The 17,034-nt window shown below is 64.0% G+C and carries 6 protein-coding genes and 1 pseudogene; all 7 read right to left on the minus strand.

The window, feature by feature from the left end; all coding sequences use genetic code 11:
* Positions 1–371: 371 nt before the first annotated feature.
* Positions 372–2,630: a methyl-accepting chemotaxis protein gene (locus tag NYR97_RS18815; RefSeq protein ID WP_316695243.1), complete on the minus strand. Its 2,259-nt coding sequence runs from the start codon at positions 2,628–2,630 to the stop codon at positions 372–374.
* Positions 2,631–3,103: 473 nt separating this feature from the next.
* Complete coding sequence (locus tag NYR97_RS18820; RefSeq protein ID WP_316695244.1) at positions 3,104–5,578, minus strand: methyl-accepting chemotaxis protein; 2,475 nt, start codon at positions 5,576–5,578, stop codon at positions 3,104–3,106.
* Positions 5,579–5,667: 89 nt separating this feature from the next.
* Positions 5,668–7,917, minus strand: a complete 2,250-nt coding sequence (locus NYR97_RS18825; RefSeq protein ID WP_316695245.1) for a methyl-accepting chemotaxis protein — start codon at positions 7,915–7,917, stop codon at positions 5,668–5,670.
* 388 nt (positions 7,918–8,305) lie between these two features.
* Positions 8,306–10,609, minus strand: coding sequence for a methyl-accepting chemotaxis protein (locus NYR97_RS18830; RefSeq protein WP_316695246.1), 2,304 nt, complete (start codon positions 10,607–10,609; stop codon positions 8,306–8,308).
* A gap of 213 nt (positions 10,610–10,822) precedes the next feature.
* On the minus strand, positions 10,823–13,177 hold the full coding sequence (locus NYR97_RS18835; protein WP_316695247.1) for a methyl-accepting chemotaxis protein: 2,355 nt from the start codon (positions 13,175–13,177) through the stop codon (positions 10,823–10,825).
* Positions 13,178–13,190: 13 nt separating this feature from the next.
* Positions 13,191–13,840, minus strand: a pseudogene (locus tag NYR97_RS18840) (transporter).
* A gap of 316 nt (positions 13,841–14,156) precedes the next feature.
* The gene (locus NYR97_RS18845) at positions 14,157–16,982 is read right to left on the minus strand and encodes a methyl-accepting chemotaxis protein (RefSeq protein ID WP_316695248.1); all 2,826 of its coding nucleotides are present in this window, start codon (positions 16,980–16,982) and stop codon (positions 14,157–14,159) included.
* Positions 16,983–17,034: the final 52 nt, after the last annotated feature.

The raw sequence follows: 17,034 nt of genomic DNA on the forward strand, positions 1-17,034 counted from the left end.
GCCCGGTCTCAGCCACGTGATCGCCATGTGTAGAACGGGTAGGGGATTGGTGGGGAGGTGTCAGGAATATCCTGAAAAAGCACCCCTGAATGGCGATTTTGACCCCAGCTTGGCGCGGGGTGACGTGCACGATGTGAAGTGCGATTTCACGCTTGCCGCAGTGCCTGCGGGGTGCGTGCAGGCAGGGATGTCGCGCACAACGCAAAACGGCACCGCAAGAGCGGTGCCGTGGTGAACATCTTGCAGATGCAGATGCAGATTCGCGTGAGCGCGTACTTGAGAAGTTGCGCAAGGCGCAACCGTCTCAAGCGCGATGTGGAAGCGCTTAGGCGCACTTGAAACCGCATTGCCGACAGCGGTGCGGGCGTGGCTCAGAACTCCTGCCAATCGCTAGGATCGGCCGCTGCTGCCGAGGCGCCAGTCACGCTGCGACGCGGCGGAGCAATGCTGCCGGCACGTGCGGCCGGACGCGCAGCGAAGCGGGCATTGGCCGGTGCCTCGGCAATGGCAGAGAGCTGACGCGCCACCGCAGTGTGCTCGGCGACCTTGAACACGGCGACCGCTTCAGTGAGCTGCTGGGCCTGTTCTTCCATTGCCCGTGCCGCGGCAGTGGCTTCTTCCACCAGTGCGGCGTTCTGCTGGGTGGTTTCGTCCATCTGGGTCACGGTCTGGTTGACCTGTTCGATGCCCGCGTATTGCTCCTGCGAGGCCGACGAAATCTCGCTCATGATGTTGGTGACGCGCTGCACGCTTGCGACGATCTCGGCCATGGTGGTGCCGGCCTGGTCGACCAGGGTGGCGCCCTGGGTGACCTTGCTGACCGAGTCGTCGATCAGGTGCTTGATCTCCTTGGCCGCACCGGCCGAACGCTGCGCCAGGGTGCGCACTTCGGAGGCCACCACCGCAAACCCGCGGCCCTGTTCGCCGGCACGCGCCGCTTCCACTGCGGCATTCAAGGCCAGGATGTTGGTCTGGAAGGCGATGCCGTCGATGACGCTGATGATCTCGGCAATCTTCTTCGACGAGCCCTGGATGTCGGCCATGGTGGTGACCACCCTGGCCACCACATCGCCGCCTTGCGAGGCCACGGCAGCGGCGCCGATGGCGAGCTGATTGGCCTGACTTGCGTGTTCGGCGTTCTGCTTGACGGTGGAAGTGAGTTCTTCCATCGAGGCGGCGGTTTCTTCCAGGTTGGCGGCCTGTTGCTCGGTACGCTGCGACAGATCCTGGTTACCGGAGGCGATTTCGCCCGAGGCCGACCCAATCGCATTGGCGGCCAGCTGGATGCGGCCCACGATGCCGGCCAGTTGTTCGGCGGTGGCGTTGGCGTCGTCGCGCATCTGCGCAAACACACCCTGGTACTGGCCGCTCATGCGTGCGGTGAGATCGCCGGCGGCGATCGATTGCAGCAGACCGGAGAGCGATTGCAGGTTGCCGTCGGCGGTGGCCATCAGGTTATTGAGGCTCTCCACCATGACGCGGAAATCGTACTGGAACTGCTCGGCATTGCCGCGGGCGGTGAAGTCGCCGTTTGCCGCCGACACGGCCAGGTGCTTGATCTCGGTATTCATCGCACCGAGATTGACCTTGACCTGCGCCATGGTGTCGCTGAGCACGGCCTTTTCGCCGGGCAGCTTTTCCATGTCCTCGGACAGGTCGCCGATCGCATAGCGGCCCATGATGTGCGCCAGGCGCATCTTCACCGCGAGGTGCGAGCCGACCAGGGCATTGGTGTCCTTGGCCATGCGGCCGAAGTCGCCCGGGAAGGCATCGGCATCCATGCGGAAGCTGATCTTTCCCTCGTCGTGGCGCTTGGCCATGTCCAGCTGTGCGGTGATCAGATTGCGAACCTGGCCCTGCATGCGATCCATGGCCTGCAACAGGCGGCCGGTCTCGTCGTTGGACTGCGTGCGCACGTCGTTGTCGAGATTGCCGTTGGCGATCGCTTCAGCGGCGCGGGTGGCCTGGGTCAGCGGGCGTACCAGGCTGCGGGTGATCAGGAAGCCGAGCAGGGCGCTGAACAGCACCACCGCCAGGCCGCCGCCGATTAGCATGGCCCGGCCGCGGACCATTTCCGCTGTCGTGGCCACATAGGCTTCCCGGGTGCGCTGACGCTGCAGGTCCGAATACTCCGTCAACGCGTTCTGCCATTCCTGCGTGCCCGGTGCGGCCTTTGCCAGCAGCAGCTTGAGTGCTTCATCAGGCTTGCCGGTCAGGCCCAGCTGCGCGACGTCTTCGTTGGTCTTGCGGGCCTGGTCGCTGGCAAGGTCGATGCGGTCACGGATCCGGGTCGCTTGGGGCGAAGCGGAAAACTCGTACAGCTTGCGGCGCGTGTCTTCGTAGCTCTTCAGCTCGTCCTTGATGATGGCGTAGAAGCGCAGATTGTCTTCTTGCGAGGTCGGCAACACGATGTTGCGCAGCTGCACGGCGATGACCGAGGTGGCGTTGGTCATGTCCTGTGCGTACTGCATGATCGTGATGTTGCGGTTGACCACCGTGTCCATGCGGTCGCGCGCCTGCGCCAGCGTGTAGAGGCCTGCGGCGACCAGCCCGCATGACAACAGGATCAGCGTGCCGAAAGCGAAAGTCAGGCGCTTGCCGACGTTATACCGTTGAAGAAGAGCGATCATTGTGGGGTCTCGAGGCAGTGGCAAGAAGGACAAGACGCGTCGGCGCGGACGCGTAGGGCACTAGGTGAGGTAACGCGAGGCTGGGCATGGAGCGAGCCGATCATCGGTGCATGTGATACGTCGTCACGACGCGACCGAGTGCAGGGCAGGTATGCATGCTTGGGATCTGTAACGGCCGGCTTGCTTGCCGCTTGATTCGCCAGGCCCATCGCGTATGGGTGGCCGTCATTGAAGTGAAGTGGATGTGCACAACCTGCCCGGAACGCCCGGTGGGGCGCGCTACCCAGACACGCGCCGATGGCGGCGGATTCACCTCGTGATCACGCTTTCAAAAAGCACTGCGAAGGTGCCGCATCGAGGACGGTGGGGTAAAAACCACCGAGTGCGCTTGGATGCACGCTAGCTGTTTCGGCATACCGGCGTGCGGCATCAGACCGATGGATGCAATACCGCGTGCAAGGGGGCTCATGCCGTCACGCGGCGCGACCAAGCCGGGCGGGTGTGGAGGCTGCCTGTAACTGAAACACCGAGACAGCATCGCGCAACTGCTGCGCCTGTTCTTCCATCGAACGCGCGGCGGCGCTGGCTTCTTCCACCAGCGCGGCATTCTGCTGGGTGGCCTGGTCCATCTGTGCGATGGTCTGGCCCACCTGCTCGATGCCTTGCGACTGCTGCTGCGAGGCTTCGCTGATCTCGTGCATGATCTCGGTGACGCTGCGCACCGAGTTGACGATGTCCTGCATGGTGCGGCCGGCCTGACCGACCAGCTGGTTGCCGTGTTCGACCCGGCTCACCGAATCGTCGATCAGCTGCTTGATCTCTTTTGCGGCGCCGGCCGAACGTTGTGCCAGCGTGCGCACCTCGGAGGCGACCACCGCGAAACCGCGCCCCTGTTCGCCGGCACGCGCGGCTTCCACCGCCGCATTCAAGGCCAGGATGTTGGTCTGGAAGGCGATACCGTCGATGACGCCGATGATGTCGGCGATCTTCTTGGAGGCGGCCTGGATGCCGGCCATGGTGCCTACCACTTGCCCGACCACCTCGCCACCTTGCGAGGCCACGGTTGCTGCGCCGACCACCAGCTGATTGGCGCGGCGTGCATGCTCGGCGTTGTTGCGCACGGTGGAGGTGAGTTCTTCCATCGAGGCGGCGGTCTCTTCCAGATTGGCCGCTTGTTGCTCGGTGCGCTGCGACAGATCCTGGTTGCCGGAGGCGATTTCGCTGGCGGCATCGTTGATCGCATCGGTGGAGTGCTGGATGCGCCCGACGATGTCGGCCAACTGCAGCACGGTGGCATTGGCATCGTCGCGCATGCGCGCGAACACGCCGTGGAAGTCGCCATGCATGCGGGCGGTGAGATCGCCGGCGGCGATCGCCTGCAGCACGCTGGAGAGCGAGGTCAGATTGGCGTCGGCGGTGGCCATCAGTTGATTGAGGCTGTCCACCATTGCGCGGAAGTCGTATTGAAAACGCTGCGCATCGCCACGCACGCTGAAATCGCCGTTGGCGGCGGCCTGCGCGAGCAATTTGATCTCGCTGTTCATCGCCGCCAGATTGCCCTTGACGGTGTCCATGGTGTCGCTGAGCACGGCCTTTTCGCCGGGCAGGCGATCCATGTCCTGGCTCAGATCGCCGATGGCGTAGCGCGACATGATCTGCGCCAACTGCATCATCACCGCGATGTGCGAGCCGACCAACGTGTTGGTCTCGCGCACCATGGTGGCGTAGGCACCGGGGAAGGTTTCGGACTGCATGCGATAGCCGATCTGGCCGGTGTCGTGGCGCTGCGCCATCTCGCTTTGTGCGGCCAGCACGGCCTGCAGCTGTTCCTGCATCTGACGCATGTTGTCGAGCAACTGCCCGGTTTCGTCGCGGCTGGGCGCGGCGATGCGCTCGTCCAACCGGCCTTGCGCGATGTTGGCGGCCACCGCGGCGGCGCGGCGCACATTGCGGGTGAGCCTGGACAAGGTGTACCAGCCCAGCGCTGCAATCAGCACGGCCAGCACCGACAGGCCGGCGATCGCTTGCCACATCGCAGTGCGGGCTTCGACCAGGTGACGCTCGGACTGGCGCTGCAAGGCCTGCAACGACACGCCGCTCAAGTCCTGCATGGCCTGGCCGAGATCATCGAGCGCGGCATTCCAGCGCGTATCGGCCTGTGCGTCGCTGCCTTCCAGCGCGCTGCGCAGTGCAGCCAATGCCGCGTTTGCACGCGCTGCTTCGGTTTTGGCGGCAGTCGCCAGGGCGGAGTCGGGTTGCTCCAGCAAGCCCATCGCCTTGTCCAGCTCATGGCGAAAGCGCAGGTGGTTGCGTGCGAGCTGGCCCAGTTGTTCGCGCAGCATGGCGCGGCTGTCCGCTGCCTGCGAGGGGTCGTTGGCCGCGTCCAGCCGGGTCAGCGACTCGGTGGCATCGGGGCTGTAGATCAGCGTGGAGACCACCAGGTGGTAGCTCTCGATATACGGGGTGTAGACCAGTTGGCTGTCGTCGCGTAGCGCATCCAGCGCGGCAAATGCCTGCTCGCTCACTGCGGCATAACCCTCCGCTGCAACGCCGGCGATATGGCGTTTTTGCAAGGCGAGCAATTCTTTCTGGCTGCGTTCGAAACCGGGCATGCGCGCGGTGGTGGCGAGCAGCTGCTGCAGATCGCGATTGGCGCGTTGCGCGGCGTTACTGGCGGCGCTGCCGCTGTCCACATGTGCGGCGTGCAGGTCGGTGATCAGACCCAGCATCTGCCCGAGCGGGGCATAGCTGCGCAGTTCGTTGCTGCTGATGGCCACACTTTCATTGAGCTTGCCGCGATAGAGCAGCACCGGGATGACCATGCCTGCCAAGGCAAGCACACCGATCGCGCCGAGCTTTCTTGCGATTGCCAGATCGTCCCAGCGCCTGCTCCAGCGGCGCGGGGAGGGGGGGGCAGTCTGAGGCGACAGCGCGGGCGAAGTGGTCATTGATGCTTCTCGTAGGCGTACGCAACCTATCGGCCAATAGCTGCTATGCCTTGAGCCGGCCGGCACGATGGCCGGCCGGCTCCATTCAGTCAAAACTCCTGCCAGCTGCTGTCGTTGCTGGGTGCGGTGACCACAGCACGCGGCCTGGACGCGGGGCTGCGACCGGCTGCGGCGACCTTGGCCTTGACGGCCGTGGTCACTGCCGGGCGCAGCACCGCAGCGCGTACCGGTGCCTGGGCATAGGCGAGATCGGTCTTGAACACCGCCACCGCGTCGGTGAGCTGGGTGGCCTGGTCTTCCAGCGCACGTGCGGCGGCAGTGGCTTCTTCCACCAGCGCGGCGTTCTGCTGGGTGGTTTCGTCCATCTGGGTGATGGTCTGGTTGACCTGTTCGATCCCGGCCGACTGTTCCTGCGAGGCGGCGGAAATCTCGCCCATGATGTCGGTCACGCGCTGCACGCTGGCGACCACTTCGCCCATGGTCTTGCCGGCGGTGTGCACCAGTGCCGAGCCTTCGGCGACACGTTCGACCGAATCGTCGATCAGGCCCTTGATCTCCTTGGCCGCAGCAGACGAACGCTGCGCCAGCGTGCGGACTTCCGAGGCGACCACCGCAAACCCGCGGCCCTGTTCACCGGCACGCGCCGCTTCCACCGCCGCGTTCAACGCCAGGATATTGGTCTGGAAGGCGATGCCGTCGATGACGGAGATGATGTCGGCGATCTTCTTGGACGAGGCTTCGATGCCGCTCATGGTCTGCACCACCTTGCCGACCACGTCGCCGCCTTGCGAGGCCACGCTGGCCGCGCCGATGGCGAGCTGGTTGGCCTGGCGCGCGCCTTCGGCATTCTGCTTGACGGTGGAGGTGAGCTCTTCCATCGAGGCGGCGGTTTCTTCCAGGTTGGCCGCCTGCTGCTCGGTACGCTGCGACAGATCCTGGTTGCCGGCGGCGATTTCGCTGGCGGCGCCCTTGATCGAAATCGCCGAGGCCTTGATGCCGCTGACGATCTCGGCCAGCTGCGTGGCCGTGGCATTGGCATCGTCACGCATCTGCGCGAACACGCCGCGGAAATCGCCGCTCATGCGTGCGGTGAGATCGCCGGCAGCGATCGACTGCAACAGGCCGGACAACGCCTGCAGGTTGCCGTCGGCGGTGGACATCAGGTTATTGAGGCTTTCCACCATCACACGGAAGTCGTACTGGAAGCGCTCGGCATCGCCGCGGGCGCTGAAGTCGCCATTGGCGGCCGACTGGGCCAGGTGCTTGATCTCGGTATTCATCGCACCGAGGTTGAGCTTGACCTGCGCCATGGTGTCGCTGAGCACGGCCTTCTCGCCGGGCAGCTTTTCCATGTCCTCGGACAGATCACCGATCGCGTAGCGGCCCATGATCTGCGCCAGACGCATCTTCACCGCGATGTGCGAGCCCACCAGATTGTTGGTGTCGTGCGCCATGCGGCCGTACTCGCCCGGGAAGGCTGCCGCATCGATGCGGAAGCTGATCTGACCGTCGTCGTGGCGCCTGGCCATGTCGGTCTGCGCGCTGAGCAGGTTGCGCAGCTGCAGCTGCATCTTGCTCATGGCCTTGAGCAGGCGGCCGGCTTCGTCGTTGGCCTGCGTATTGACGTCGTTTTCCAGGTTGCCGCCGGCAATCGCTTCTGCGGCGCGGGTGGCGCGGCTCAACGGCTGGGTGAGGCTGCGGGTGATCAGCAGGCCCAGCGTACCGCTCAGCAGCACCACCAGCAGCGAACCGCCGATCAGCAGCTTGCGTGAGTCGTCCATGGATTGCAGTGCTTCAGCGGACGCCTCGCCGGCCAGCTTGTCCTGCAGATCGATGTTTTCGCCAATCTTGTCCTGCCATTGCTGCATTGCCGGTGCGGCCTTGGTCAGCAGCAGGGGCAGTGCCTCGTCGCTGTGATTGGTCATGACCAGATCGATGACCTTGTCGTTAAATCCCTTGGCGATCTCACGGCGGCGATCGATTTCCGCCCGGATGGCCTTGCCTTCTTCGGAGGGCGGAATTGCATACAAGGTTTCGCGTGCCTTGAGGTAATCGGCGCGCGCACCCTTGATGATCTCGATGAATCGGAGATTGTCTTCGTTGGAGGTCGGCAGCACGACATTGCGAATCTGCATCGAAATGATGTAATTGGCATTCATCATGTCGTTGGACAGCCGGATCTTCTCCATGTTCTGGTGCACCAGATGGTCCACGAGTGCGCGTGCAGAAGTCAGCCCACGATAACCGATGAAGGCGATGATGCCCGACAACACGATCAGCACAGCAAAAGCCGCCGCCAATCGAGGGCCGACGTTGTAGCGTTGGAGAAGTGCGGTCATGACAGATCCTGGATGGCGTTATGCGATGAAAGGGAGCGACCGAGCAGCGCCGACCACTTGCTGTATGCCGCGTCGCTATGCGCAGTAACGGCTCGCCATGCCAATTACTTAATACCTCAATAGCGTAAATATATAAGTCAAGTCATGCTTGTGAAAATGGCGTCGCCAACTAAATCGTTTTGCGGTCCGGATTAAAGGTTTCCAATTGTCGATCGCGCCGAACTCGACCGCTGACTAATAAATACATAAGTAAAATATTATTATCTATATGCGTTTATTCTTGCCTCATCGCTGAGGCTGCTTTCGAAACATTGCGGCAATAAAAAACCGCGCTCCCGAAAGAGCGCGGCTTGGACTGCAGCGACTTGTATGTCGGCAATCTGCGCGTTTAGAACTCCGCCCAATCCGACTCGTTGGACGGCGCCGCTGCAGCGGCAGTGCGTGCGGTCGACCGTGCGGTAGCCGGCTTGGAGGCAGCCAGCTTGGACACCGATGACCTGGCAGCGGGCGTCTTGGCAGCAGGCGCAGTGCTGGCGGCAGGGTGCTTGGCGGTGATGTGGCGCACCACCGGGGTGGCGCGTGTCACTGCTTCCAACTCGGCCGACAGCCGGAACAGCGCGACCGCTTCGGTGAGTTGCTGCGCCTGCTCTTCCATCGAGCGTGCGGCGGCGGTGGCTTCTTCCACCAGCGCGGCATTCTGCTGGGTGGCCTCGTCCATGTGGGTGACGGTCTGGTTGACCTGCTCGATGCCGGCCGACTGCTCCTGCGAGGCGGCGGAGATCTCGCTCATGATGTCGGTGACGCGCTGCACCGAAGAGACGATCTCGCTCATCGTGCTGCCGGCCTGATTGACCAGCGCCGAGCCTTCGGCCACCTTGCTCACCGAGTCGTCGATCAGGCTCTTGATCTCCTTCGCTGCGCCGGCCGAACGCTGTGCCAGCGTGCGCACTTCCGAGGCGACCACCGCAAATCCACGGCCCTGCTCACCGGCGCGCGCCGCTTCCACCGCCGCGTTCAACGCGAGGATATTGGTCTGGAAGGCGATGCCGTCGATGACGCTGATGATCTCGGCGATCTTCCTGGACGAGGTTTCGATGCCGGACATGGTGGTGACCACCTGGCCGACCACGTTGCCGCCGTGCGAGGCCACACCGGCTGCGCCGATCGCCAATTGATTCGCCTGGCGCGCGTGTTCGGCGTTCTGCTTGACGGTGGAAGTGAGCTCTTCCATCGAGGCGGCGGTTTCTTCCAGATTGGCGGCCTGTTGTTCGGTGCGCTGCGACAGGTCCTGGTTACCGGCGGCGATTTCGCCTGCGGCGGTGTTGATGGCCAAGGTGGAGTGCTTGATGCGGCCGACGATGTCGGTCAGGCGCTGGGTGGTGGCATTGGCATCGTCGCGCAGACGCGCGAACACGCCGTGGAACTCGCCATCCATACGCGCGGTGAGATCACCCTCGGCAACGGCGCCGAGCAACTGCGAGAGCTTGCCCAGATTGCGGTCGCTGACTTCCATCATCGAGTTCAGATCCGACACCATCACCGCGAAGTCGTACTTGAAGCGTGCTGCGTCGCCACGTGCGCTGAAATCGCCGGCGGCGGCGGCCTGTGCCAGCTGCTTGATCTCGGTGTTGATCGACAACAGGCTGGCCTTGGCCGCATCCATCGCTTCATGCAGGATCGCGCGGCTGGCCGGCAGACGGCGTGCGTCCTGGGTCAGGTCGCCTTGCGCGTACTGATTGAGGATGCGGACCGAATCGGTGATGGCATCCAGATGCTCGAAGATCATCGTGTTGATGCCGCCGGCCAGGTTGCCGTACGCGCCGGGGAAGTCTTCCGGCATGCGGTGGGTGATGTCTTCGGCCGCATGCAGGTGCGACATGCGCGCGGTCTCGTCGGTGAAGCGGCGCAGCATTTGCGTCATGCCACCGGTGGCCTCCAGCATTTGACCGATTTCGTCGTTGCTGGTCTTGCCGACCTGCACGCTCAGATCGCCACGCGAGACCGCCTTGATGGCGCCCAGTGCCTTGGACAGCGGGGTGGTGATGCTGCGTGCGATCAACCAGCCGAAGGTGACCGACAACGCCGCCATCAGCAGCGTGCCGAGCAGCAGCACCGCGCTGGTGAGTTTGAACGAGGCTGCGCTGGCGGTCACCATATCGCTCAGTGCCTTGGACTGCTGCGCATAGAGCTTGTCGACCGAGGCGAACAGTTCCTTGCGGATCTCGCCGGACTGCTTGCGCGAAAATTCCATCGCCGCGGCGCGGTCTGGGTCTGTGTAAAGCGTGCGCAGTTGCTGGTTGGCCGCGAAGTAGCGCTTGCTGGCATCGGTCAGCTTGGCGTACTCGGCCTTCAACGGCGAGGCGGCGCCGATCTTGGTATCCAGGGCCTTTTGCGTTTCGACATATTTGGCCTGGATCTCGTCCATGCGCTTGAAGAACATCGCATAGCGTTCCGGATCGTCAAGATTGACGAACTGGCCCACTTCATAGACGCGGAATTCGCCAGCGAAACCACGCAACTCGGACAGGCGGCTCAGGACCGGCACCACGTCCTGATTGATCAGGTCGGTTTCCTGCTGCATCTGCTTCATGCGTGAAAAGCCGAGTCCACCCAGCAGGGCAGTCAGCACGGCGCTCAGGCAGAAGGCAAACATCAGTTTGCGGCGGATCGGCCAGTCGTTGAACTTGTTCATCATTTACCTCGGGTTTACGCAGAGACGTTGTCCAGCACGCTAGCGGCCCGGCCGGAAGATTCTTTATTCATGAAGAAGAATCGGTCATGCGGCAGGCGCTGTTTCCATGGTCCAGGCTGCTGCAATACGCAGTTTCGATAGGGCAGGGCATGCGTGACGGTCGCGCGCGCAGCGCTGCGCACGCGACCGGTGCAGGGTTCAGAAGTCCTGCCACTAGCTGTCGTTGCCGGCAGTTGCCGCAGGCGTACTGCTCGATCGACGTGGCGACGCCGGTGCACGCGTCGCGGTAGCGGTTGCGCGCTTGGCTGCGGCGCTGGCCGATTTTTTCGTAGGCGCGGCAACGGCGATGCCGGGCGTCGTCTCCAGCGTGAAGCGCGCCACTGTCAGCGCCAGTTGCCCGGCCTGCTCTTCCATCGTGCGTGCGGCGGCGGTGGCTTCTTCCACCAGCGCGGCGTTCTGCTGGGTGGCCTCGTCCATCTGGGTGATGGTGCGGTTGACCTGTTCGATGCCGGACGACTGTTCCTGCGAAGCCGCTGCAATCTCGCCCATGATGTCGGTCACGCGCTGCACGCTGGCCACGATATCGGACATGGTGGTGCCGGCCTGGTGCACCAGCAGCGAGCCTTCGGTCACCTTGCCGACCGAGTCGTCGATGAGGTGCTTGATCTCTTTTGCCGCGCCGGCCGAACGCTGCGCGAGCGTGCGCACTTCGCTGGCGACGACGGCGAATCCGCGGCCCTGTTCGCAGGCACGCGCCGCTTCCACTGCGGCATTCAAGGCCAGGATGTTGGTCTGGAAGGCGATGCCGTCGATGACGCTGATGATCTCGGCGATCTTCTTGGATGACACCGCAATTGCGGACATGGTGGTCACCACCTTCGCCACCACCGCACCACCTTGCGAGGCGACACCGGCTGCGCCGATGGCCAGCTGATTGGCCTGGCGCGCGCTTTCGGCATTCTGCTTGACGGTGGAGGTGAGCTCTTCCATCGAGGCGGCAGTTTCTTCCAGGTTGGCCGCTTGCTGTTCGGTGCGCTGCGACAGGTCGTTGTTGCCGGCGGCAATTTCGCTGGATGCGGTATGGATGCTGCCGGCGGCCTGCTGGATGTGTCCGATCACCTGCGCCAGTTGCTCGGCGGTGCTGTTGGCATCGTCGCGCATGCTGGCGAATACGCCCTGAAAATCGCCGTGCATGCGTGCACTCAAATCGCCCTCGGCCAGCGCGCTGAGCAGGCGCGAGACCTCGGCGATGCTGCCTGCATTGGCATCGAGCAAGGCGTTGAGCTGTTGCGCCAACTGCAGGAAGAAGCCCTGCTTGCCGGCACTGTCGATGCGCTTGGACAGGTCGCCTGCGGCCGCGCTGCGTACCACGTCGGCCACGGCGATTTCGACCTGCGCTTCGGCGCTGCGGTCGCGCCATTCGCAGACAAACCCCAGGTGTGCGCCGGCCGCGTCGCGGATCGCCGAGACATCCTGCACGATGCAGGCGGCGCGATACTGCACTTCGCGCTGTGCCGAGCCCTGGCGATCCAGGCGTTGATAGATTTCCGCGTCCTGCGCGTTGCCCACTTCCAGCTGCGACACCGGTTGGCCGATCAATGGTGCAGCGCGGTCGTAGGCGGGTGCGCAGGCGTGGATATCGTCGGCGTAGGTGTGCAGCAAGGTCTTCAGCGCGTTGTTGGTGTAGATGATGGTCAGATCCGGATCGGCGATGTACATGCCGGTGGAAGCGTTGTCGAGCGCGGTGCGGATGCGCAGGTTTTCGGCGGCGATGCTGCGCTCGCGCTCCAATCGTTCGCGCAGATCGCGCTGCATGCGTGCCAATGCCGCCATCAGACTGCGTGCGTGTTTGGCGGCGACCGGAATCGGCTGATCCAGGCGGCCCTCGGCGATGTGTTGTGCGGCGGCCATGGCCAGCTGCGGTTCGCCGCCGAGCAGGCCGAACACCGAGCGCAGAATCCAGCCAGCCGCCAGCGCCAGACACACGAACGCGAGCACCACCGCGCCGCCTTGTTGCCACATCACCCGCTGGCTGTAGTGCTCGGCCTGGCTGCGGTTGGCCGCGTTCAAGGCCAGGATGCGCTCGCTGATCGCGCCCATGCGGGTTTCGAGCTGGCCGAATTTGTCGTTGAAATCGGCGTAGGCCGCGTCGCTGTCGGCATGGGTTTCGGCCAGTGTCATCACCTGATCGGCCGCGGAGATGTAGGCCTGCAAGGTCGGTGTCACCGCTTCCAGCTCGCTGCGCAATGCCGGGTTGAGCGGTAACGTGCGGTTGGCCTCCAGCGACTGGCGAAATTCTGCGGCGTGTTCGCCCAGCGAGGTGCGTGCGGCGGCAATGGCGGCATCGTCCTGCCTGGATGCGGCAAGCAGGGCGGCAGTGACATCGCCGCGCAAGGCGTCATGCATCATGTCCGCCTGCATGTGGTTGCGCAGTGCATCGGAAGAGATCACCTGCGCGGCGATCACCGCAAGCAAGCCGCGTTGGCCGTTGTAGCCGACGCCGCCCAGGGCGAGCAGCGCCAGCGCAGCCACCAGTACCAGAATGCCCAACATGTGCATGATTTTCATTGTGCGGCCTGTTTCAGAAGCGGAAAGACAGACCCACGCCGAGTGCGTGATCCGGTGAGCGGTCGTTGAGCCCGTGGCTGTACACCGCGTCCAATTGCACATCGTTGCTCAGCAGCCAGGCCGAGCCGACATCGAGCAGTGCCACGGTGCCGCCGTTCTCGCTGCTGGCGATTTCACGCCGGGCATCATGCCGGCCGAGATGCTGTCGCTGAGATCCCACTCGGCCACCAGCCGGAACGATGGCCGCGCGCCATGCCCGCGCAGGGCACGTGCGCCGCTGGGCAGATCCACATGCAGCAGCCAGGCCAGCGAGGTCTTGCCGCTGTCGGAACTGGCCAGATGGTGTTTGATGCCGAGCGCGACATCGGACATGCCGCTGAGCGTGGCTTCGCCGGGTGCGTCGATGCGCTGCCAGCCATCGGTTTCCAGCCGCAATTCCCAGGTCTGGCCCAGGCCGTAGCGGAACAAGGTGGGCGTGGCGTAGCCATCGATCGCGTCATCGCGTTCCCACGCGACGCTGGTTTCCACCTGCAGCCGGCGGTCGCCGACGGTCAGGCTGGACTCGACGAAATCGGGGCGGTCGGTGGCGATCGGATCTTCGGCGCGGGCATGGCCGACGACGCCGAACAGGATGAGGCAGCTGGCAAGAATACGTGGCTTCATGGCGACCCCTGAAACGCGCGAACATCCGGAACGCATACGTCTGCTTGTACTGTCTGACAACAGCGCGCATGCGGTGCTAGACCGGCTGTTGCGGTGGGGCGCAGGCAGTCGATGTCTTCCTCGCTAGCGGCAACGGCGGATGAATCTTGATGCGTGGCCGATGGACGGAGCTGTAGTCGGGGAGGGCGTCTGCCACGTGCCGGCTGTGCAGCGTGCGCGCTGCCTGGATCAATCAATGCTGCGGCATGCATCCGGTTGACGAGTGCAACCGGATGCCGCTACGCACACGCGTGTGCGCATGCACCGAACGCCTGTCTCAGAATTCGTGCCACTGACTGTCGTTGCCCGCGTTGCTGGACGTCTTGCCTGCCGCGTGAGGCTGCGGCGCTGGCATGTGCTTGCGGGCTGCTGGCGCACGCTTGGGCGATGGCGTGGCGCTGACGGCCGGTTTGACGTTCGATTTGGCGCTCGACGTGCCGATCGATTTGGTGGTGGATGCAGCAGGCTTGGGCCTGGCTGCCTGCGTGAGCTTGAACACTGCCACCGCGTCGGTCAGCTGGCCGGCCTGTTCTTCCATTGCACGCGCGGCAGCGGTGGCTTCTTCCACCAGCGCGGCGTTCTGCTGGGTGGCTTCGTCCATCTGGGTGACGGTGAGGTTGACCTGCTCGATCCCGCTGGATTGCTCCTGCGAAGCGGCCGAAATCTCGCCCATGATGTCGGTGACGCGCTGCACGCTGGCCACGATTTCACTCATGGTGGTGCCGGCCTGATGCACCAGCGACGCGCCCTGCGCAACCTTGCTCACCGAGTCGTCGATCAGGTGTTTGATTTCTTTTGCAGCGCCGGCCGAACGCTGTGCGAGCGTGCGTACCTCGGAGGCCACCACCGCAAATCCACGGCCCTGTTCGCCGGCACGCGCCGCTTCCACTGCCGCGTTCAAGGCCAGGATATTGGTCTGGAACGCGATGCCGTCGATGACGCTGATGATCTCGGCGATCTTCTTGGACGAGGTCTGGATGCCGGACATGGTGGTGACCACCTGCGCCACCACCGCGCCGCCATGCGAGGCGACATCGGCGGCGCCGATCGCCAGCTGGTTGGCCTGACGCGCGCTTTCCGCATTCTGCTTGACGGTGGAGGTGAGTTCCTCCATTGAGGCGGCGGTTTCTTCCAGATTGGCCGCCTGTTGTTCGGTGCGTTGAGACAGATCGTTGTTGCCGGCGGCAATTTCACTGGCGGCCGCACTGATCTGTGTGGCAGAGGTCTGGATGCCGGAAACGATCTCGGTCAACTGCGCCACGGTGGCATTGGCATCGTCGCGCATGCGCGCAAACACGCCCTGGAAGTCGCCATCCATGCGCACGCTGAGGTCGCCTTCAGCCAGCGCGCTGAGCAGGCTGGAAATACGCTCCAGTCCCTGCGCGGTGGTGTCCAGCAAGCCGTTGAGCTGACGGCCGAATTCCAGATAGAAGCCGTGCTTGTCGTCCAGTGCCAGGCGCTGCCCGAAGTCACCCATCAAGGCGGACTGCACCACTGCAGCGACTTCTCGTTGCGTGCTGACCTCGGCGCTGACATTGAGCCACAGCAACATGCTGCCGCTGCGATGGCCGTCGGCGGCATACAGTGGAGTCATGGTCAGGTCCAGCGTCACCGGACCGAAGGTGTAGCGTTCCAGGGAGGTGGACTGCAACTGCTGCAGGCGCTGCAAGCGCGCCCTGCCGTCGGCATCGGTGCCGAACACATACTCCAGCGGGTTGCCCACCACTGCATCGGCGCTGAATCCCTGCTGGCCCTTGGCATGAAATGCCGCTTCGCCGCATTTCAACGAGGCATGCAGTGCCTCGGTGATGAACACCGCATTGTGCTGCTCGTCGGCCAGCAGCACTTCCATCTCCGAATGCTCCAGCGCGGTGCGGATGCGCAGGTTTTCGTTGGCGATCTGCGCATCGCGCTCGATGCGCTGGCGCAGGTCGGTCTGCATGCGCTGCATGGCGCCCATCAGGCGGCCGACTTCGTCCTGGCGCTGCGCGGCAATCTGGTTGTCCAGCTTGCCGGAGGCAATCGCATTGGCCACCTTGGCAGCGGCATCCAGCGGACCCACCACCTGACGGCGCAACAGTGCAAACAGCGCAATGCTGAGCACCAGCGCCGAGCCCAGGCCAACTGCCAGAATGGTCCACAACAGACGATGTGCCTGCTGCATGATCGCCGCATACGGCACCACCACACCCAGCGCAAAACGCTCCTGCGCCTGACCGATCTGCAACGGCACATAGGCGCTGACCGTGCCGGCTGCATCCGGCGTGAAATCCAGATAGTCCTTGCCGGCCCTGGTCGCCTCCAGCATCGCGCGATAGTCGGCGCCGTCGGCCGGCTTGCCGATCCGCGCAGCGTCACGCGAGGCCAGAATCACCCCGGCAGGCGAGATCAGCTCGACATAGCCGTCGTCCATCGGTCGTAGCGCACCCAGGCGTTTCTGCAACGCGGCCAGGGCGAAATCCACCGAGACCACGCCCACATACCTGCCCTGATCCATGATGGGCGTGGACAAGGTGGTCATCAACACCGGCTTGCCGCCGATCTGGTAATCGTAGGGGCCGGCCACGATCTGCCGGCCCAGCTCGCGCGGTTTGAGGTTCCAGTCGCCGTCGCCGGGTTTTTCGTAACCGACCAAGGGTTCGCGGATCAGCGACTGGCCGTTGTAGGCCCAGTAGGTCATGAAACGACCGGTGTTGTCGTGGCCCTGGGCATCGACATAGTCGCCGTCCTTGCCATCGAAGGCCTGCGGCTCCCACAACGTCCCCATGCCCACCCATTCGGGATGGTTCTGCAGCTGGTCGTGCACGATCGCCGCCGCCGCATCGCGGCTCACCCCACCATGGGCACGCTGCGCCAGCAAGGCGCTGGCGACCGACTGGCCGGTGGTGAACGCCTGCCCCAGCTCGTTGCCGATCTGCTCGGCCTGATAGCGCGCCGCGTTCTGCATCGTGGTCTGTGCCGAGGCGATCAGCGCGCGACTGCTTTGCCAGTAGCTGATCGCTGCAGTCAGACCGAAACACAGCAATGCAGCCACTGCGGTGCCCAGCATCAGGCGGTACGCCAGACTGCCGCCGGAGCGAGATTGCGTGGAAGAAACGGTCATGGGAGTCGCTGCGAAAGAAGGGGTTGACTGCTGAAGGCGACGGTGTGGATGT

This window comes from Xanthomonas hydrangeae (assembly GCF_032697525.1).
Taxonomy (GTDB): Bacteria; Pseudomonadota; Gammaproteobacteria; order Xanthomonadales; family Xanthomonadaceae; genus Xanthomonas; species Xanthomonas hydrangeae.

What these genes read in the sequence shown, in the direction of transcription:
- NYR97_RS18825 (WP_316695245.1), bottom strand. Translation starts at nt 7,917, where the DNA reads ATGACCGCACTTCTCCAACGCTACAACGTCGGCCCTCGATTGGCGGCG.
- NYR97_RS18845 (WP_316695248.1), bottom strand. Translation starts at nt 16,982, where the DNA reads ATGACCGTTTCTTCCACGCAATCTCGCTCCGGCGGCAGTCTGGCGTAC.
- NYR97_RS18830 (WP_316695246.1), bottom strand. Translation starts at nt 10,609, where the DNA reads ATGAACAAGTTCAACGACTGGCCGATCCGCCGCAAACTGATGTTTGCC.
- NYR97_RS18820 (WP_316695244.1), bottom strand. Translation starts at nt 5,578, where the DNA reads ATGACCACTTCGCCCGCGCTGTCGCCTCAGACTGCCCCCCCCTCCCCG.
- NYR97_RS18835 (WP_316695247.1), bottom strand. Translation starts at nt 13,177, where the DNA reads ATGAAAATCATGCACATGTTGGGCATTCTGGTACTGGTGGCTGCGCTG.
- NYR97_RS18815 (WP_316695243.1), bottom strand. Translation starts at nt 2,630, where the DNA reads ATGATCGCTCTTCTTCAACGGTATAACGTCGGCAAGCGCCTGACTTTC.